This window comes from Pseudomonas sp. 1L-E-NC-VB-C3, from assembly GCF_057291535.1.
This window is the reverse complement of the sequence record NZ_JBXAWD010000005.1, coordinates 16955-35686: the sequence shown is the minus strand read 5'-3', so window position 1 is coordinate 35686 and position 18732 is coordinate 16955. Positions and strand designations below refer to the sequence as shown.

General features: G+C 60.5%; 13 protein-coding genes. 1 reads left to right on the top strand and 12 read right to left on the bottom strand.

What is annotated here, in order from left to right:
• The first annotated feature begins 87 nt into the window (after window positions 1-87).
• Window positions 88-4083: a fibronectin type III domain-containing protein gene (locus AC0Z5Z_RS10085; RefSeq protein WP_485611007.1), complete on the top strand. Its 3996-nt coding sequence runs from the start codon at window positions 88-90 to the stop codon at window positions 4081-4083.
• Between the two features lie 135 nt (window positions 4084-4218).
• On the opposite strand, the gene nuoN is transcribed toward AC0Z5Z_RS10085, so the two are convergent.
• The 12 genes from nuoN to AC0Z5Z_RS10025 form a co-directional block, all read right to left on the bottom strand.
• Window positions 4219-5682 carry an NADH-quinone oxidoreductase subunit NuoN gene (nuoN, locus tag AC0Z5Z_RS10080; protein ID WP_024013420.1) on the bottom strand — a complete coding sequence of 488 codons (1464 nt, stop codon included), beginning with the start codon at window positions 5680-5682 and terminating at the stop codon, window positions 4219-4221.
• Window positions 5683-5689: 7 nt separating this feature from the next.
• A complete protein-coding gene (gene nuoM / locus AC0Z5Z_RS10075; protein ID WP_016775285.1) occupies window positions 5690-7222 on the bottom strand; it encodes an NADH-quinone oxidoreductase subunit M in 1533 nt (510 codons plus the stop codon).
• A 39-nt stretch (window positions 7223-7261) separates the two neighbouring features.
• Window positions 7262-9115 carry an NADH-quinone oxidoreductase subunit L gene (nuoL, locus tag AC0Z5Z_RS10070; RefSeq protein ID WP_024013419.1) on the bottom strand — a complete coding sequence of 618 codons (1854 nt, stop codon included), beginning with the start codon at window positions 9113-9115 and terminating at the stop codon, window positions 7262-7264.
• Complete coding sequence (nuoK, locus tag AC0Z5Z_RS10065; protein WP_003180046.1) at window positions 9112-9420, bottom strand: NADH-quinone oxidoreductase subunit NuoK; 309 nt, start codon at window positions 9418-9420, stop codon at window positions 9112-9114. The genes nuoL and nuoK overlap by 4 nt, the downstream gene beginning before the upstream one ends.
• A gap of 3 nt (window positions 9421-9423) precedes the next feature.
• On the bottom strand, window positions 9424-9924 hold the full coding sequence (gene nuoJ, locus AC0Z5Z_RS10060) for an NADH-quinone oxidoreductase subunit J (RefSeq protein ID WP_007951462.1): 501 nt from the start codon (window positions 9922-9924) through the stop codon (window positions 9424-9426).
• 9 nt (window positions 9925-9933) lie between these two features.
• Entirely contained in the window at window positions 9934-10482 is a 549-nt protein-coding gene (gene nuoI / locus AC0Z5Z_RS10055) for an NADH-quinone oxidoreductase subunit NuoI (RefSeq protein WP_016775283.1), read from the bottom strand.
• An 11-nt stretch (window positions 10483-10493) separates the two neighbouring features.
• Complete coding sequence (nuoH, locus tag AC0Z5Z_RS10050; protein ID WP_016775282.1) at window positions 10494-11501, bottom strand: NADH-quinone oxidoreductase subunit NuoH; 1008 nt, start codon at window positions 11499-11501, stop codon at window positions 10494-10496.
• Window positions 11498-14212: an NADH-quinone oxidoreductase subunit NuoG gene (nuoG, locus tag AC0Z5Z_RS10045; protein ID WP_485611006.1), complete on the bottom strand. Its 2715-nt coding sequence runs from the start codon at window positions 14210-14212 to the stop codon at window positions 11498-11500. Before nuoG ends, nuoH begins: the two co-directional genes overlap by 4 nt.
• Before the next feature lie 136 nt (window positions 14213-14348).
• Window positions 14349-15704 (bottom strand): NADH-quinone oxidoreductase subunit NuoF, encoded by a 1356-nt coding sequence (gene nuoF, locus AC0Z5Z_RS10040; RefSeq protein ID WP_024013417.1) that lies wholly within the window; start codon window positions 15702-15704, stop codon window positions 14349-14351.
• The gene (nuoE, locus tag AC0Z5Z_RS10035) at window positions 15701-16198 is read right to left on the bottom strand and encodes an NADH-quinone oxidoreductase subunit NuoE (protein ID WP_003223804.1); all 498 of its coding nucleotides are present in this window, start codon (window positions 16196-16198) and stop codon (window positions 15701-15703) included. Before nuoE ends, nuoF begins: the two co-directional genes overlap by 4 nt.
• 2 nt (window positions 16199-16200) lie before the next feature.
• Entirely contained in the window at window positions 16201-17985 is a 1785-nt protein-coding gene (gene nuoC / locus AC0Z5Z_RS10030; RefSeq protein ID WP_056788887.1) for an NADH-quinone oxidoreductase subunit C/D, read from the bottom strand.
• Between the two features lie 69 nt (window positions 17986-18054).
• Entirely contained in the window at window positions 18055-18729 is a 675-nt protein-coding gene (locus AC0Z5Z_RS10025; protein ID WP_016775278.1) for a NuoB/complex I 20 kDa subunit family protein, read from the bottom strand.
• Window positions 18730-18732 lie beyond the last annotated feature (3 nt).

The following is an 18732-nucleotide window of genomic DNA, read 5'->3' as shown; positions in this document are numbered from 1 at the left end:
AGTTGACAGGTAGCCGCAAGGAATGCACGACGTCAAGAATCGCATCTGAAGATCGGCAATTGCGCCGGGATAACGGGAGCGATGGATATGGATGACGAAAACAAGCTGCAACCGAATGGCCTGTGGCCGGCGCCTTTGATTTTGTCACCTTTAAGCAACTCTACAGTCTCGCCAGGCGGGTTCAATATCGTCGCTCTATCTCCTGGAGGAGTCACTGATAGTTGGAAAATCGAATGCTGGGGAGAAGCAACTGACCATCATGGTTCAGAAGATGAGTGGGCAAAGCTGGAGCATTGGGTACCTGATACGTCTTTTGATCGCTTTGGTGCGTACTTCAATTTCAAAGTCAGGTACAAGCAGGTCTGGGTCTGGAGTGAATGGGCTGAATGTCACAATTTGTATGTGCCGCAACCTGTACCGCCCGATCCGGCCAAACCGCCAAAACCGACCATTTATCCGCCACCCAAGCCGGCATCAGTAAGAGAGTCACTGGGCATTGGCGGCGTTTTGCTTAATGCCAAGGTGCACATGTACACCGACAGAGACATACCGGTGCCTGGCATTTACGTTGTCAACACAGGCATTTTCATGCCAACAGCGGAGTGGGTTGCAGGTACCACTCGGGTCAAGGTTGTGCAGATCCTGAACGGCATGGCTTCGGATCCGAGCAATCTGGTTTCCGTTTCAGTGGGGCTATCCAGACCAAGCATTGACTGGCCACCGAACCCGGCCATGGGTAATCAAACGCTAAACATAACCGGCGTAGAGACAGGTGACGTCACGCTGCGAATGTTTACCGAGGCAGACGCACTTGTCGCTGGCAGTTTCACCGGTAGTGGCGCAACTCGCGTATTTACGCCCACAGAGAGATGGCGCGGTGGCACGACCGTTGTATCTGTTGTGCAGACCCTGGGCGGTGTGTCTTCCGATCCAAGCCTTTCGGTCTCCGTTAGAGTGAAGCCATTCAAACCCTACATCTCACTCCCGCCCAACCCGTCTTCCAGTACCCAGTCACTGGAAATTACCGGTGTTGCGAACGGCGACGTTACTTTGCAGATGTCTAACGCCGCCGATGGCGTGGTGGCCGGCAGTTTTACCGGCAGTGACAGCAAACGTACTTTCACCCCAACGGCGAACTGGGCTGCGGGTATCACCCGCGTCAAGGTCGTGCAGACTGTAGACGGTATGCATTCTGATCCGAGTGGACCGGTTTCTGTGCCAGTGAAACCGTCCAGACCAAGCATTGCCGAACCACCGAAACCGGCGTTGGGCAATCAAACGCTAAAAATAAGCGGTGTGGTGAGCGCTGTGGTCAGCCTGCAAATGTATACCGCCGCAAATGCCCCTGTAGCTGGCAGCTTTACCGGCAATGGCGATACTCGCATTTTTTATCCAGCGGTCAACTGGGGTGGGGGCATCACCGTGGTCACGGTTGTGCAGAGTGTTGACGGTATAGCCTCCGACCCGAGCGCCCCGGTTCCTATTGCAGTGAAGCCGTCCAAACTAACCATTACACCACCACCCAGTCCGGCTGCAGCGAAAGAGCCGTTGATCATTACCGGTGTTTCCTCGGGCGTTGCCGTCCTACAAATGTCCACCACCGGAGGTGCGCCGATAGAGGGCGAGTTCGCCGGTAGTGGCACGGAGCGTACCTTTGTATCAAAAACTGGCTGGAAGCCAGGCAGTACGGACGTCTGGGCCGTGCAAACGATAAACGGGATGGTCTCGGATCCAAGCGATCCGGTCACTGTTTCGGTAATAGAGAAGCCTCCCGCCCCCGTAATCATTCAGCCTCTACCCCACACCGTTCATCATGCCGATGTCAGGGTGCAAGGAACGTGCATTGCGGGAGCGACGATCACCTTGCAAAGTGCCGCTGGCACCTCTCTGCAAGGCGACCTGACCTACGATGCAACGACATGGTCTTTCGAGTACCTGTGGCTGCCCGGTCCTAAACATATCAAGGCGCAGCAGAGTGTGAATGGAGATACGTCTGAAGCAACCGCTGTCCTCGAGTTCTACATCAAGCCAGCTACGCCTGACATCGAGCCGCCAACCGACCCGGCAACACCGAAACAGCCTTTGAAAATCACCGGTGTCGCGTCAGGCGTCGTCACCCTGCAAATGTTCACCCAACCCGATAGAGCTGTGCCTGGCGAATTCGCCAGCAACGGAGCCGACCGCCTCTTCACACCGGCGGAGGACTGGTCGCCCGGCGAAAACACCGTCTACGTCATCCAGACAGTAAACGGCGTGGACTCTGACCCCAGTGACTTGTGCACTTTCACCGTGGAGGTGGAGGACCGGCCCGACGCCCCTCAATTCCAGCAACCGCAGGCGGGGGGCTTAACCTCACGGTATCCCTCCCTCAAGATCGCCGGCCTGCCAGGCGCGCTGCAAACCGTTCGTTTTGAGAACGGTGCGACGTTGCACGAAGAGACAGCGGGTGCAGACGGGATCCTGACATTCACAGTGGTGGAACCGTTGGATCCAGGCACCATTGTCCTTGAGGCTAAACAGGCCAGCGGTGGGACTGATTCGGATTGGAGCGCGCCGCATCGGTTTACGGTCAAGGCTGCCCCGTCAACTCCATCGATCGAAGCGCCACGGGCGAACTCCGAAACATCACGCTATCCGAGGATTCGAGGCACAGGAGCAACGGGAGGTGAGATTGTCCTGCGTCATGCGCTTGATCCCAAGGAAGAGTTTGCCATCGTCGACGGTTCAACCCGGTGGAATTGGACCGCAGAAAAAGCGTGGCCCCTCGGAGACTACGCCGTGCAGGCCCGGCAGACATTCGACGGCGACTGGTCCGACTGGACTGAGGCTCGCTCCTTCAAGGTAAGCGAATCGCGGTATGCCATTGGCGACGCTACACCCGCCATCGGTACACCGGTGGTGGGCACCGAGCAGAGCGTGCTGTTGCGAATCCAGGTCATCTCCGGTGTCAGCGGGGAGGTAGCGGCTGGCGTGGAGGTGAAGTGGCGCGTCAATGGCGAGGAGGAATTGCTGGCGACAACGCAGACCGACGTCAACGGCTGGACCAGTTATCGCTATACACCTGAGACAGTCGGCAAGCATGAAATTCTGGCGGACGTCACTCAGGATAACGCCGGTGTGATTTTGACCGAACTCTATGAAGTGAATGCCGTACTGGACGATGTCTGGGCGCAGGCAGCAGAGCTTTATCTGGACGGTGAGCGCGTCGACCCTGCAAGCGAACTCGTGCTGTTGAGAAAAAACCTGCCCTATAAGCTGGAGCTGAAGATTGCCGACGACAGTGTTTTGATTGGCTCTACCGTCACTTTGCAGAACTTCTGGGGCGCGAAGGAACGAGGCCTGACTTTCAACCCTGATCTGGGCACGCCGCTGACAATAAACAAAGGATCGTCAATCCATTGGTATATTTCTACCGAAGAGGCGAACAGTGGTTTTTATGGTTTGAGTCTGGCCAGTTCGATACTGCCCGACTGGGAGCTGCCCGGGCGAGTGGAAGCGGGGGATTTGGCTGACGCCGTGAGGTTTGATCTGGATGGGTTCCCCCAGGTGTTCGGTGGTGCCCCGGCGTACCCCTGCCTTGGGGCCACGCATACATTGACTTTGCGACCCCAGGACAGCAGTTTTTTGCTCGGCCAGGACGTGGTTCTGGAGTTGAGTGCGCAAGCGGCCGATCTAGGCGTGACCTTGAGTCCGAGCATCCCGCAAACGCTCGGCGAGGACGGGTTGAGCTGGTTGCTGAACTGCGTCGACAGTACCAGTGCCGGCGATTTCGCAGTCTGGTTGAAGGTGCCGGCGCTGGAATTCAGTTCGCTGGAGTTGCCCATGTCGCTGGCGCATAACAGTGCTGAGGTATCTGAAAGATTCGGCCCTCAGCAAATGGGAGGTTCGGCCTCGTTCTGGAGATATGGCATTCGCGCGGTTTCCACTTTCACGGGGCTGCCGGCGGGGGGAGTGCCGGTGACCGTCGCGGTGACTGGCAAGCCAACCATGGAAAATGTTACTGCTCGCGATGGCTGGATATTTATCAGCTACTACGACGGAGAGTCTGCAAGCCTGACCATTCGTAACCGCTATGGAAAGTAGTGGCTGAGCAAGCGTCGACAAGGGGAGTGAGGCGCGGTAATCGTCGAGGGTAGTTTGCTGTGCAACAAATCCCGGACAAAAAAAACGGCACCTGCGAAGGTGCCGTTTTCATGTGTAGCCAGATCAGCCGAGCAATCAGCCCGCCAGACCAGCCTGCTGTACCAGCACCAGCAATGGCTGCGGGTACACGCCCAGGAAGAATGCGACCAGCGCGATGGCCAGCAGCATCACGCCGCCTGCTTTCTGTTCCCAGTGCAGCTGGGCGTCGTGGCGACGCAGGTTTGGCTCGATCAGGTACAGGGTGACCATCACGCGCAGGTAGTAGAACACGCCGATGGCGCTGCCCAGTACCAGTGCGCCGACCAGCCACCACTGACGCGTTTCGACGCCGCTGGCGATGATGTAGAACTTGCCGATGAAGCCAGCGGTCAGCGGAATGCCGGCCAGGGACAGCATCATCACGGTGAGCACGGCGGTCAGGTACGGACGGCGCCAGAACAGGCCGCGGTACTCGTACAGGGCGTCGGCGTCGCGGCCGTTGTACGGCGAGGACATCAGGGTGATCACGCCGAACGCGCCGAGGCTGGTGATGACATAAGTCACCAGATAGACGCCGATGGCTTCCACCGCCAGACCCTTGCTCGCCACCAGCGCGATCAGCAGATAGCCGAAGTGCGCAATCGACGAGTAACCGAGCAGACGCTTGAGGTTGCTCTGGGTCAGGGCCAGCAGGTTACCGAACAGGATCGAGGCGACCGCGATAACGCTGAGCACATCGCTCAGCACACCACTGCTGGCAGCAGGGGAGAGCTGGAACAGACGCACCATCACCGCAAACACCGCGACCTTCGAAGCGGTGGCGAGGAACGCCGCCACCGGTGCCGGAGCACCTTCGTAGACGTCCGGCGTCCACAGGTGGAACGGTACCAGCGACAGCTTGAACGCCAGACCGATCAGCATCATGCCCAGGCCCAGTTGCGCCAGCGGGCTTGGCAGGCCGGTCGCAGCCAGGGCCTGACCGATGCCGACGAAGCTCAGCGAACCGGCGTCGGCGTAGAGCAGCGCCATACCGAACAGCAGGAACGCGGAACCGGCGGCCGACAGCACCATGTACTTGATGCCGGCTTCCAGCGAACGCTTGTTGAAGAAGGCGTAAGCCACCAGACCGTAGACCGGTACCGAGAGCAGTTCCAGACCGATGAACAACCCGGCCAGGTGCTGCGCGCTGACCAACACCAGACCACCGGCGGCGGCCATCAGGATCAGCAGGTACAGTTCTTCGCGATTGCCCGGGTAACCCGAACCGCCATCACCCAGATAGGCGTGGGCGAGGGTGACGCAGGCGAGGGTGGCGACCAGGATCATCGCCATGTACAGACAGGCAAACGCGTCGATCTGCAGCAACGGGGTCACGGCCAGAGGCGCGACTTTCAACGCAGGCAGGATCGACAGCAGGGCCAGGTTCAGACCCGCCACCGAAATCAGGAAGGTCTGCGAGTGGTTGCGGCGCCAGGCGATTGCCAGCATCACCACGATAATGGTGAGGCTGGTGATCAACAGTGGCGCAAGCGCAATAAAGTGTTGAATCGTGAATTCCATAGCGCTCTTACCGGGCCGAAGCGAGTTGAGAGAAGGCGGTGCCGAGCCACTGCTGCACGCCATGCATGGTGGCGGCAGAGGTGTCGAGGAACGGTTGCGGGTAGACGCCGAGGTAAATCAGCAACACCGCCAGACCGAGCACCATGATCAGTTCGCGCGCGTCCATGCCGTGCAGCACCGCGTCGGATTTCGACGGGCCGAAGTAGGCACGGTGAATCATGATCAGCGAGTAGACCGAACCGAACACCAGACCCGAAGTGGCAATCGCCGTGACCCATGGAGCGCTGGCGAAGGAACCGATCAGGATCAGGAACTCGCCGACAAAGTTACCGGTGCCCGGCAAGCCCAGCGACGCCGCCGCGAAGAACAGGCTGATCGCCGGCAGGTACGCGATACGCGACCACAGACCGCCCATCTCACGCATGTCACGCGTATGCAGACGCTCGTACAACTGACCGCTGAGGATAAACAGCGCCGCTGCCGACAGACCGTGCGCCAGCATCTGGATCACTGCACCTTGCAGCGCCAGTTGGCTGCCGGAGTAGATGCCGATCAACACGAAGCCCATGTGGGAAACGGAAGAGAAGGCAATCAGACGCTTGATGTCGGTTTGTGCGAACGCCAGGAACGCGCCGTAGAAGATCCCGATCAGACCGAGGGTCATGGCGATCGGCGCGAACTCCGCCGAAGCGTTCGGGAACAGCGGCAGGGCGAAACGCAGCAGACCGTAGGCCGCAGTTTTCAGCAGGATACCGGCGAGGTCGACGGAACCGGCTGTCGGTGCCTGGGCGTGAGCATCAGGCAGCCAGGAGTGGAACGGTACGACGGGCAGCTTGACCGCGAAGGCGATGAAGAAGCCGAGCATCAGAATGTACTCGGTGGTCATCGACATCTTGGTTTTCAACAGGTCGGCGTAGTTGAAGGTGATCACGCCGGTGTTGTTGAAGTTGACCAGCACCAGACCGAGGATCGCCACCAGCATGATCAGGCCGGACGCCTGCGTGAAGATGAAGAACTTGGTCGCTGCGTAGATCCGGGTTTTCTTGCCGTCCGAAGAACTGTGACCCCAGAGCGCGATGAGGAAGTACATCGGCACCAGCATCATTTCCCAGAAGAAGAAGAACATGAACAGGTCGAGGGCGAGGAATACGCCGACCACACCGCCCAGGATCCACATCAGGTTGAGGTGGAAGAAGCCAACGTGACGTTGAATCTCTTTCCACGAGCAGAGTACCGAGAGGATACCCAACAGACCGGTCAGCAGGATCATCAACAGCGACAGGCCGTCGAGGGCCAGGTGCACGTTGATGCCGAAACGCTGGATCCAGACATGCTTGAACTCAAGCGCCCAGGTCGGATCGGCGCCCGGCGCCGGTGCGAATGAATAGTCACCGTGGGCCCACAGCCAGAGGCCGAGCGCGAGTTCCAGGGTCATGGTCAACAGCGCAATCCAGCGCGGGAGGGTGGCGCCGAAGCGCTCACCCATCCAGCACAGCAGGCCGCCGATGAAGGGGATCAGGATTAGCCAAGGCAGAATCATGACGGGCTCGTTTCCTTTCGCAAATTCGCAAGGTTCATATCAGACCGCTACCAGCACGATGGCGCCGATCACCAGCACGGCACCAGCAGCCATCGAGGCGGCGTACCAACGCAGTTGACCGGTCTCGGTGCGGCTCAGGGCAGTGTGACCACCCTTGGCCATACGCGGGATCAGACCGATGGTCTGGTCGAGCGGGTCTTTGCGCAGTACATGGCTGATCGCAAGGTACGGCTTGACGAACAGTTTGTCGTAGATCCAGTCGAAGCCCCAGGCAGCGAACCACCAGGCCGAAAGGAAACGGCCGATGCCGCTGTTGGCAATTGCCGTGACGAAGCGACGCTTGCCGAGGAACAGCAGCGCTGCCAGCAGGATACCGGCCAGGGCGATGGCGCCCGAGGCGATTTCCAGACTGTGCTTGGCTTCGCCACCGGCATGGCCAACGCTTTGCGGCAGTACGCCGTGCAGCGGTGGCACGATCATCGCGCCGACGAAAGTCGACAGCACGATCAGCACCGACAATGGCAGCCAGTGGGCAATGCCGTGGCCGGCGTGGGCTTCGGTCTTGGCTTCACCGTGGAACGCGATGAAGATCAGGCGGAAGGTATACAGCGACGTCATGAACGCACCGACCAGACCTGCGTAAAGCAGACCCTGGTTACCGCTGGCGAACGCTTCCCAGAGGATTTCGTCCTTGGAGTAGAAGCCTGCGGTAACCAGTGGCAGAGCGGCCAGCGCGGCACCACCGACGATGAAGCTGGCGTAGGCCAGTGGCAGTTTCTTCCACAGACCGCCCATCTTGAAGATGTTCTGCTCGTGGTGGCAGGCAACGATCACCGCACCGGAAGCAAGGAACAGCAGGGCCTTGAAGAAGGCGTGAGTCATCAGGTGGAAGATCGCGCCTTCCCAGGCACCAACGCCCAGCGCCAGGAACATGTAGCCGATCTGGCTCATGGTCGAGTAGGCGAGGATACGTTTGATGTCGGTCTGCACCAGCGCGGCGAAACCGGCCAGTACCAGGGTCACGCCACCGACGATGCCGACGAGGTGCAGGATGTCCGGCGCCAGCGCAAACAGACCGTGGGTACGGGCAATCAGGTAGACACCGGCGGTGACCATGGTCGCGGCGTGGATCAGTGCCGAAACCGGGGTTGGGCCGGCCATCGCATCCGCGAGCCAGGTTTGCAGCGGCAGTTGCGCCGATTTGCCGACAGCACCGCCGAGCAGCATCAGGGTTGCCAGAACGATCCAGAAATCGCCGACCTTGAAGTGCTCAGGCGCACGCACCAGCAGTTCCTGGACGTTCAGCGTGCCCAGTTGCTGGAACAGGATGAACAGGCCGATGGCCATGAACACGTCGCCGATGCGGGTGACGATGAATGCCTTGAGTGCCGCGTTACCGTTGTTGCGGTTGCTGTAGTAGAAACCGATCAACAGGTACGAGCACAGGCCCACGCCTTCCCAGCCGAAGTAGATGAACAGCAGGTTATCGCCGAGGATCAGGAACAGCATGCTGGCGATGAACAGGTTGGTGTACGAGAAGAAGCGCGAGTAACCGTCTTCACCACGCATGTACCAGGACGCGAACAGGTGGATCAGGAAGCCGACGCCGACGACCACGCCGAGCATGGTCACCGACAGGCCATCCAGGTACAGCGCGAAGTTCGGCTGGAAACCTTCCACCGACATCCAGCGCCACAGCACCTGGGTGTACACGCCACCTTCCGGCGGCGCGACGTTGAATTGCCAGATCACGTAAGCGGTGACGATGGCCGACAGGCCGATCGAACCGACACCGATCAGCGCCGAGAGGTTTTCCGAGAAGCGGCCGCGCGAGAACGACAGCAACAGGAACCCGATCAGAGGGAATACGAAAGTCAGAAAGAGTAGGTTCATCCGCGCATCTCACTGGCAGCGTCGATATCGAGCGTGTGGAAGCGGCGATACAGTTGCAGCAGGATCGCCAGGCCAATACTGGCCTCGGCTGCGGCAAGGCTGATCACCAGGATGAACATGATCTGTCCATCCGGCTGCGCCCAGCGGGCGCCCGCAACGATGAAGGCCAGGGCAGAGGCGTTCATCATCACTTCCAGACTCATCAACACGAACAAAATGTTGCGGCGGACCATCAGGCCGACCAGACCAAGGCAGAACAGGATGCCGGCAACGGCTAAACCATGTTCGAGAGGGATAGCAGGCATGTCTTACTCCTTCGCCTCGTTACGGCCCAAATGGAACGCCGTGACGGCTGCGGCGAGCAGCAGCATCGAGGCGAGTTCGACCACCAGCAGGTACGGGCCGAACAGGCTGATGCCCACGGCTTTCGCGTCTACGGTGGTGTGGCCGATGGCCTGGCCGCTCTGGTGAGCGAACAGCACATACAGCAGTTCGGCCAGCAGCAGCGCGGCGAGGATCACCGGTCCTGCCCAGATGCCGGGCTTGAGCCAGGTGCGTTCCTGCTGCACCGAGGCGGGACCGAGGTTGAGCATCATCACCACGAACACGAACAGCACCATGATGGCACCGGCGTAGGCGATCACTTCCAGCACACCGGCGAACGGCGCGCCGAGGGCGAAGAAGGTCATGGCCACGGCAATCAACGAGATGATCAGGTAGAGCAGGGCGTGCACAGGGTTGGTGTTGGTGACCACACGCAGCGTGGACACCACAGCAATACCCGATGCGAAATAGAAAGCGAATTCCATCGTTCTTCCTTAAGGCAGCAAGCTCTTCACGTTGATCGGTTCGGCTTCGTTCTGCGCAGCGCCTTTCGGCTTGCCAGCGATTGCCATACCTGCAACACGATAGAAGTTGTAATCAGGGTTTTTGCCGGGGCCGGAGATCAGCAAATCTTCTTTCTCGTACACCAGGTCCTGACGTTTGAACTCGGCCATCTCGAAATCCGGGGTCAGCTGGATCGCGGTGGTCGGGCAGGCTTCCTCGCAGAGACCGCAGAAAATGCAGCGCGAGAAGTTGATCCGGAAGAAGTCCGGGTACCAGCGACCGTCTTCGGTTTCAGCTTTCTGCAGCGAGATGCAACCCACCGGGCAGGCCACGGCGCACAGGTTGCAGGCTACGCAGCGTTCTTCGCCATCGGGGTCGCGGGTCAGGACGATGCGGCCACGGTAACGCGGCGGCAGGTAGACCTGCTCCTCGGGGTATTGCAGGGTGTCGCGCTTGCGAAAGCCATGGCCGAAGACCATGACCAGGCTGCGCAACTGGGTACCGGTACCCTTAACGATGTCGCCAATATATTTGAACATGGGTCAAATCCTCACTGAACCGCAACCGCAGGCGTGTTCATCAACACAACCGCAGCGGTCACCAGCAAATTGATCAGGGTCAGTGGCAGGCAGAATTTCCAGCTGAAATCCATCACCTGGTCATAACGCGGACGCGGGATGGAAGCGCGCAGCAGGATGAACAGCATGATGAAGAACGCGGTCTTCAGTGCGAACCAGACGAAGGACAGTTGCGGCAGGATGCCGAACGGACCGTGCCAGCCACCGAAGAACAGGGTGACCAGCAGCGCCGAGATCAGGATGATGCCGATGTATTCACCGACGAAGAACATGCCCCATTTCATACCGGCGTATTCAATGTGGTAACCGTCGGCCAGTTCCTGTTCCGCTTCCGGCTGGTCGAACGGGTGACGGTGAGTCACGGCGACGCCAGCGATGAAGAAGGTACAGAAGCCGAAGAACTGCGGAATGATGAACCAAAGGTTCTGCGCCTGGTATTCGACGATGTCGCGCATGTTGAACGAGCCGACCTGGACCACGATGCCCATCAGGGCCAGGCCCATGAACACTTCGTAGGACACGGTCTGCGCCGAGGCACGCAAGCTGCCGAGAAGAGCGAACTTGTTGTTGCTCGACCAGCCGGCGAACAGCACCGCGTAGACCGACAGACCGGCCATGGCGAAGAAGAACAGCAGGCCGATGTTCAGATCCGCCACGCCCCAGGTCGGGGTGATCGGGATGATCGCAAAGGCGATCAGCAGGGCGGACATGGCCACCACCGGCGCCAGGGTGAAGATCACCTTGTCGGCGAACGGCGGGGTCCAGTCTTCCTTGAAGAACATCTTCAGCATGTCGGCGGCGATCTGGAACATGCCGAACGGGCCAACGCGGTTCGGACCGTAACGGTCCTGCCACCAGCCCAGCAGGCGACGTTCGACAAAGCTGAGCAAGGCGCCTGCGACCACCACGGCCAGCAGGATCACGATGGCTTTGATGACCGTCAGGATCACATCGATCACTTCAGGGGTGAACCAGGTCATTGCGCTGCCTCCTGCAGACCGTCGACGGACACACCGGCGAATGCCGGTGGAATGCCGGCGATGCCCGCAGGCAATGCCACCAGACCGGCGCCCAGTTCTTCATTGATGCGCAGCGGCAGACGCAATGTCTGCCCGGCAACGTTCAGGCTCAGCAGGGCACCGTCGTTGACGCCGAGGCGATCCGCTTCGGATTTCGCCAGCGCGACGTAAGGTGCCGGAATGCGTTCCTGTACCGGGGCGGCTTTCGAAGAGTTTTCTTCGCTGCCGAACAGGTGGTAGAACGGCACGGCCTGCCAAGTGCCCGGCGCCGGATTGAATGCGCGCGGAGCAGCAGCGAACCAGTTCAGCGAGTCGCCAGTGCTTTCGATCAGGCGCGTGCCCGGATCGCCAGCGCGCAGATGACCACCGACTTCGTCCTGGAACTTGTTCCAGGCTTGTGGCGAGTTCCAGCCCGGCGACCATGCGAATGGCACTTGTTGACGCGGTTCGGCGGAGCCCGAGTAACCTTCCATGGAGAAGGCGAACGCGGTGTCCTGGTCTTGCGGGGTGCGTGGTTCGTGAACGCTGATGTCGGCGCGCATGGCGGTGCGACCGGAATAACGCAGCGGCTCACGGGCCAGTTTCAGACCCTTGATGCGGAAAGCAGCCGACGGTGCAGCATCGACGATGCGCGCCAGTTGCGCGGTGCTCGAGGCAACGGCGGCGGTGACGTGGTCGAGTTGCGTCCAGTCGATCGGCTGGTTCAGCAGGGTCGCGCGCAGGGCATGCAGCCAGCGCCAGCCTTCGTGCACCAGAATGCTCGCGTCCAGGTATTGCGGATCGAAAACCTGGAAGAAACGCTGGGCGCGGCCTTCCTGGCTGACCAGCGTACCGTCGCCCTCGGCGAAGCTCGCCGCTGGCAGAACCAGGTGCGCGCGATCAGTGGTGGCGGTTTTCTGATGGTCAGCGACGATCACCACTTTAGCGGCGTCCAGTGCAGCATCGACCTTGGCGTTGGCAGTGCGGGTGTACAGATCGTTTTCCAGCACGACGATCGCGTCGGCCTTGCCATCGATGACCGCTTGCAGCGCGGCGTCGACCGACTCGCCACCGAGCATGGCCAGACCGAGGCTGTTGGCCTCCGGCACGATCAGGCTGATCGAACCGTTCTTCTCGCGCAGCTTCAGGGCTTTGGCGATGTTCGCGGCAGCTTCGATCAAGGCTTTGGAGCCCAGCGAAGTACCGGCGATGATCAGCGGGCGCTTGGCGGCGAGCAGGGCATCGGCGATGCGCTGCGCCAGTTCCAGGGCTTCGGTGTCCAGACCTTCAACGGCCGGCGCGCTGGCATCCAGCGCGTGAGCCACGGCGAAACCGATGCGCGCCAGATCGTCGGGAGCGGCGTGTACGCATTCTTCGGCAACGTCGTCGAGTTTGGTTTCGGCGAGGCTGGCGATGAACAGCGGGTTCAGCGCGTGCTGGCCGATGTTCTTCACCGCCGCGTCGAGCCAAGGCTGGACGCGCATGGCTTCAGCCATGTCTTCAGCCTTGCCCTTGACCGACTGACGCAGAGCCAGCGCCATGCGCGCGGCGGTCTGGGTCAGGTCTTCGCCGAGGACGAAGATCGCGTCGTGGTCTTCGATGTCGCGCATGTTCGGCACTGGCAGCGGGCTGTCGTTCAGCACCTGAAGGACCAGACGAATGCGCTCCAGCTCGGAGGCTTCGATACCCGAATAGAAGTGCTCGGCGCCTACCAGTTCGCGCAACGCGTAGTTGCTCTCGAGGCTGGCGCGCGGCGAACCGATACCGACGATGTTGCGTCCGCGCAGCAGGTCGGCGGCTTTGTCCAACGCAGCGTCGAGGCTGAGCTTGGTGCCATCGGCCAGCAGCGGCTGACGTGGGCGGTCGGTGCGGTTCACGTAGCCATAACCGAAACGGCCACGGTCGCAGAGGAAATACTGGTTCACCGAACCGTTGAAACGGTTTTCGATGCGACGCAGCTCACCGTAACGCTCGCCCGGAGAAATGTTGCAACCGCTCGAGCAGCCATGGCAGATGCTCGGGGCGAACTGCATGTCCCACTTGCGGTTGTAGCGCTCGGAGTGAGTCTTGTCGGTGAACACGCCGGTCGGGCAGACCTCGGTGAGGTTGCCGGAGAACTCGCTCTCGAGGGTGCCGTCTTCAACGCGACCGAAGTACACGTTGTCGTGGGCGCCGAATACACCGAGGTCGGTACCGCCGGCGTAGTCCTTGTAGAAACGCACGCAGCGGTAGCAAGCGATGCAGCGGTTCATTTCGTGGGAAATGAACGGGCCGAGTTGCTGGTTCTGGTGGGTGCGTTTGCTGAAGCGATAACGGCGCTCGTTGTGGCCGGTCATCACTGTCATGTCTTGCAGGTGGCAGTGACCGCCTTCCTCGCACACCGGGCAGTCGTGCGGGTGGTTGGTCATCAGCCATTCGACAACGCTGGCGCGGAACGCCTTGGATTCTTCATCGTCGATGGAGATCCAGGTGTTGTCGGTGGCAGGGGTCATGCAGGACATGACGATGCGACCACGGGTGTCGTTCTCGTCGGTGTACTGCTTGACCGCGCACTGGCGGCAGGCCCCGACGCTACCAAGCGCGGGATGCCAGCAGAAATATGGAATGTCGAGGCCCAGCGACAGACATGCCTGTAACAGGTTGTCTGCCCCGTCGACTTCGAGCGCTTTGCCGTCTACGTGGATAGTGGCCATGGTTCAAAGGTCTTCGTTGGCCCGGTGTCAGCGGGCGTGGCTAATGGAATCTTGTTATGCGTCCGAATCCAAACAGCCCCGGAGGGCGTCATCGGACGAAAGGCGAAGGGCACGGACCCTTCGCCTTTTTAAGCGTTTAAGCGCCGACTACGATCGGCCTTGCCAGAGGCGGGACGGCGGCGCTGACAGGCGCGATACCGGCTTCGAACTCTGGACGGAAGTATTTGATCGCGCTGCCCAGCGGCTCCACGGCTCCCGGTGCGTGAGCACAGAAGGTCTTGCCCGGGCCGAGGAAACCGACCAGGCCCAGCAGGGTCTCGATATCGCCCGGCTGGCCCTTGCCCTGTTCGATGGCCATCAGGAGCTTGACGCTCCATGGCAGACCATCGCGGCACGGGGTGCAGAAACCGCAGGATTCGCGAGCGAAGAACTGCTCCATGTTGCGCAGCAGCGAGACCATGTTGACGCTGTCGTCCACCGCCATCGCCAGACCGGTACCCATCCGGGTGCCGACCTTGGCGATACCGCCGGCGTACATTTGCGCGTCGAGGTGCTCCGGCAGGAGGAAACCGGTACCGGCACCCCCTGGTTGCCAGGCCTTGAGCTTGAAGCCGTCGCGCATGCCGCCGGCGTAATCTTCGAACAGTTCACGACCGGTGACGCCGAATGGCAGTTCCCACAGGCCCGGGTTCTTGACCTTGCCGGAGAAGCCCATGAGTTTGGTGCCCATGTCTTCGGAGCCTTCGCGGGCCAACGATTTGTACCAGTCAACGCCGTCGGCAATGATCGCCGGCACGTTGCACAGGGTTTCGACGTTGTTCACGCAGGTCGGCTTGCCCCACACGCCGACGGCGGCCGGGAAGGGCGGCTTGGAGCGCGGGTTGGCGCGGCGGCCTTCGAGGGAGTTGATCAGCGCGGTTTCTTCACCGCAGATGTAACGCCCGGCACCGGTGTGGACGAACAGCTCGAAATCGAAACCCGAACCGAGAATGTTCTTGCCCAGCAGGCCGGCCGCCTTGGCTTCTTCCACGGCACGGTTGAGGTGCTTGGCGGCGGTAGTGTATTCGCCGCGCAGGAAGATGTAGCCACGGTAGGTTTTCAGCGCGCGGGCACTGATCAGCATGCCTTCGATCAGCAGATGGGGCAGTTGCTCCATCAGCATGCGGTCTTTCCAGGTGTTCGGCTCCATTTCATCCGCGTTGCACAGCAGGTAGCGGATGTTGATGGATTCGTCCTTGGGCATCAGGCCCCACTTCACGCCAGTGGGGAAGCCGGCGCCGCCGCGACCCTTGAGGCCAGCGTCTTTGACGGTCTGGACGATGGCGTCCTGATCCATCTCGGCGAAGGCTTTGCGTGCAGCGGCGTAACCGTTCTTGGCCTGGTACTCGTCGAGCCACACGGCTTCGCCGTCATCGCGCAGACGCCAGGTCAGCGGGTGAGTCTCGGCCGAGCGCTGGATGCGGTTGGCTGGACCAAAAGATGTCAGGGTCATACGTAGCCCTCGAGCAGTTTGGCCACGCCAGCAGGCTGCACGTCGCCAAAGGTGTCGTCGTCGATCATCAGCGCCGGTGCCTTGTCGCAGTTGCCGAGGCAGCAGACAGGCAGCAGGGTGAAACGACCGTCGGCGGTGGTCTGACCCAGGCCGATGCCCAGATTGTTCTGGATTTCGCTGACCACCGACTCGTGGCCGCCGATGTAGCAGACCATGCTGTCGCAGACGCGAATGATGTGACGGCCGACCGGCTGACGGAAGATCTGGCTGTAGAACGTCGCCACGCCTTCAACGTCGCTGGCCGGGATGCCGAGGATCTCGCCGATCGCGTAGAGGGCGCCATCCGGCACCCAGCCGCGTTCTTTCTGGACGATCTTCAGGGCTTCGATCGACGCCGCGCGCGGGTCTTCGTAGTGATGCAGCTCGTGCTCGATGGCCGAGCGCTCGGTTTCACTCAAGGTGAAACGGTCTGTCTGGATAAGCGTGCTGTTCATGCTTAGCGGTCCACGTCGGCCATAACGAAGTCGATACTACCCAGGTACGCAATCAAGTCCGCGACCATGCTGCCTTTGATCACCGAAGGGATCTGCTGCAGGTGCGGGAAGCTCGGAGTACGGATCCGGGTACGGTAGCTCATGGTGCCGCCGTCGCTCGTCAGGTAATAACTGTTGATGCCCTTGGTCGCTTCGATCATCTGGAAGGATTCGTTGGCCGGCATGACCGGGCCCCACGAAACCTGCAGGAAGTGCGTGATCAGGGTTTCGATGTGCTGCAGCGTGCGCTCTTTCGGCGGCGGCGTGGTCAGCGGGTGATCCGCCTTGTACGGGCCTTCCGGCATGTTGCGCATGCATTGATCGATGATCTTGATGCTCTGGCGCATCTCTTCGACGCGGACCATGCAGCGGTCATAGGCATCGCCGTTGACGGCCAGTGGCACTTCGAATTCGAAGTTCTCGTAGCCCGAGTACGGACGCGCTTTGCGCAGGTCGAAATCGCAACCGGTCGAACGCAGGCCGGCACCGGTGACGCCCCATTCCAGGGCCTCTTTGGTGTTGTAGGCAGCGACGCCGACAGTACGCCCCTTGAGGATGCTGTTCTGCAGGGCGGCCTTGGTGTATTCGTCCAGACGCTTGGGCATCCACTCGACGAAATCCTTGACCAGTTTTTCCCAGCCGCGCGGCAGGTCGTGGGCGACGCCACCGATGCGGTACCAGGCCGGGTGCAGACGGAAACCGGTGATCGCCTCGATCACCGTGTACGCCTTCTGGCGGTCGGTGAAAGTGAAGAACACCGGGGTCATGGCGCCGACGTCCTGGATGTAGGTACCGAGGAACAGCAGGTGGCTGGTGATCCGGAAGAATTCGGCCATCATGATGCGGATGACATCGACCTTCTGCGGCACTTTGATGCCGGCGAGCTTCTCGACCGAGAGCACGTACGGCAGGTTGTTCATCACGCCGCCGAGGTAGTCGATACGGTCGGTGTACGGAATGTAGCTGTGCCAGGACTGACGCTCGCCCATCTTCTCGGCGCCACGGTGGTGGTATCCGATGTCCGGGACGCAGTCGACGATCTCTTCACCGTCCAGCTGCAGGATGATGCGGAACGCACCGTGCGCCGAAGGGTGGTTCGGGCCGAGGTTGAGGAACATGTAGTCCTCGTTGGCTCCGGAACGCTTCATGCCCCAGTCTTCCGGACGGAAACGCGCGGCTTCTTCCTCAAGCTGCTGCTTGGCGAGGTTGAGGCTGAACGGATCGAATTCGGTGGCGCGCGCCGGGAAGTCCTTGCGCAGCGGGTGACCTTCCCAGGTCGGCGGCATCATGATGCGCGACAGGTGCGGGTGGCCTTTGAAGTCGATGCCGAACATGTCCCAGACTTCGCGCTCGTACCAGTTGGCGTTGGGCCAGATGCTGGTGACGGAAGGCATGCTGAGGTCGCCTTCGGACAAGGCCACCTTGATCATCACGTCACTATTACGCTCCAGCGACATGAGGTGATAGAACACGGTGAAATCGGCGCCGGTTGGCAGCCCTTGACGCTTGGTGCGCAGACGCTCGTCCACGCCGTGCAGGTCATAGAGCATGACGTACGGCTTGGGCAGGTTGCGCAGGAAAGTCAGGACTTCAACCAGTCTGGCACGGGCCACCCACAGCACCGGCATGCCGGTGCGGGTTGCCTGCGCGGTGAACGCTTCGGCGCCAAAACGGTTGTTCAGTTCGACGACCACATCCTGGTCGTCTGCCTTGTAAGGCGGGATGTACAGAGCACTGCCTGTAGTCATGGTTATTTTTTCGCTTTCGGTCAACGTAAAGAATGAAGCCAGCTTCTCGTTACTTGGAACAGAACTGGATCAGACTTCGTCAGGGCTGCGCAGATTGGTGACTGCGATTCGCTGTTCGCGGCGCTGTTCCTTCTGCGATGGCATGTCGGCGCGATATACGCCTTGATCACCAACGACCCAGGAAAGCGGACGACGCTCCTGTCCAATCGATTCCTGCAACAGCATCAAGCCTTGCAGAAATGCTTCCGGACGGGGCGGGCAGCCAGGTACGTAGACGTCCACGGGCAAGAACTTGTCCACCCCTTGAACCACGGAGTAGATGTCGTACATGCCGCCGGAGTTGGCGCACGAACCCATGGAGATAACCCATTTCGGTTCGAGCATTTGCTCGTAGAGACGCTGAATGATCGGCGCCATCTTGATGAAGCAGGTACCGGCGATAACCATGAAGTCGGCCTGACGCGGCGAGGCCCGGATGACTTCGGCGCCAAAGCGCGCGATGTCGTGGGGCGCCGTGAAGGCGGTGGTCATTTCCACGTAGCAGCACGACAGGCCGAAGTTGTACGGCCACAGGGAGTTCTTACGTCCCCAGTTGACCGCGCCACTCAGCACGTCTTCCAGCTTGCCCATGAAAATGTTTTTGTGGACTTGATCTTCTAACGGATCGGCAACGGTTTCCCGCTGGCCAATCGGATACTGCTCGTTAGGAGCATCGGGGTCGATCCTGGTGAGATTGTATTGCATTGC

What these genes read in the sequence shown, in the direction of transcription:
- AC0Z5Z_RS10085 (WP_485611007.1), top strand. Translation starts at nt 88, where the DNA reads ATGGATGACGAAAACAAGCTGCAACCGAATGGCCTGTGGCCGGCGCCT.
- nuoN (WP_024013420.1), bottom strand. Translation starts at nt 5,682, where the DNA reads ATGGAATTCACGATTCAACACTTTATTGCGCTTGCGCCACTGTTGATC.
- nuoM (WP_016775285.1), bottom strand. Translation starts at nt 7,222, where the DNA reads ATGATTCTGCCTTGGCTAATCCTGATCCCCTTCATCGGCGGCCTGCTG.
- nuoL (WP_024013419.1), bottom strand. Translation starts at nt 9,115, where the DNA reads ATGAACCTACTCTTTCTGACTTTCGTATTCCCTCTGATCGGGTTCCTG.
- nuoK (WP_003180046.1), bottom strand. Translation starts at nt 9,420, where the DNA reads ATGCCTGCTATCCCTCTCGAACATGGTTTAGCCGTTGCCGGCATCCTG.
- nuoJ (WP_007951462.1), bottom strand. Translation starts at nt 9,924, where the DNA reads ATGGAATTCGCTTTCTATTTCGCATCGGGTATTGCTGTGGTGTCCACG.
- nuoI (WP_016775283.1), bottom strand. Translation starts at nt 10,482, where the DNA reads ATGTTCAAATATATTGGCGACATCGTTAAGGGTACCGGTACCCAGTTG.
- nuoH (WP_016775282.1), bottom strand. Translation starts at nt 11,501, where the DNA reads ATGACCTGGTTCACCCCTGAAGTGATCGATGTGATCCTGACGGTCATC.
- nuoG (WP_485611006.1), bottom strand. Translation starts at nt 14,212, where the DNA reads ATGGCCACTATCCACGTAGACGGCAAAGCGCTCGAAGTCGACGGGGCA.
- nuoF (WP_024013417.1), bottom strand. Translation starts at nt 15,704, where the DNA reads ATGACCCTGACATCTTTTGGTCCAGCCAACCGCATCCAGCGCTCGGCC.
- nuoE (WP_003223804.1), bottom strand. Translation starts at nt 16,198, where the DNA reads ATGAACAGCACGCTTATCCAGACAGACCGTTTCACCTTGAGTGAAACC.
- nuoC (WP_056788887.1), bottom strand. Translation starts at nt 17,985, where the DNA reads ATGACTACAGGCAGTGCTCTGTACATCCCGCCTTACAAGGCAGACGAC.
- AC0Z5Z_RS10025 (WP_016775278.1), bottom strand. Translation starts at nt 18,729, where the DNA reads ATGCAATACAATCTCACCAGGATCGACCCCGATGCTCCTAACGAGCAG.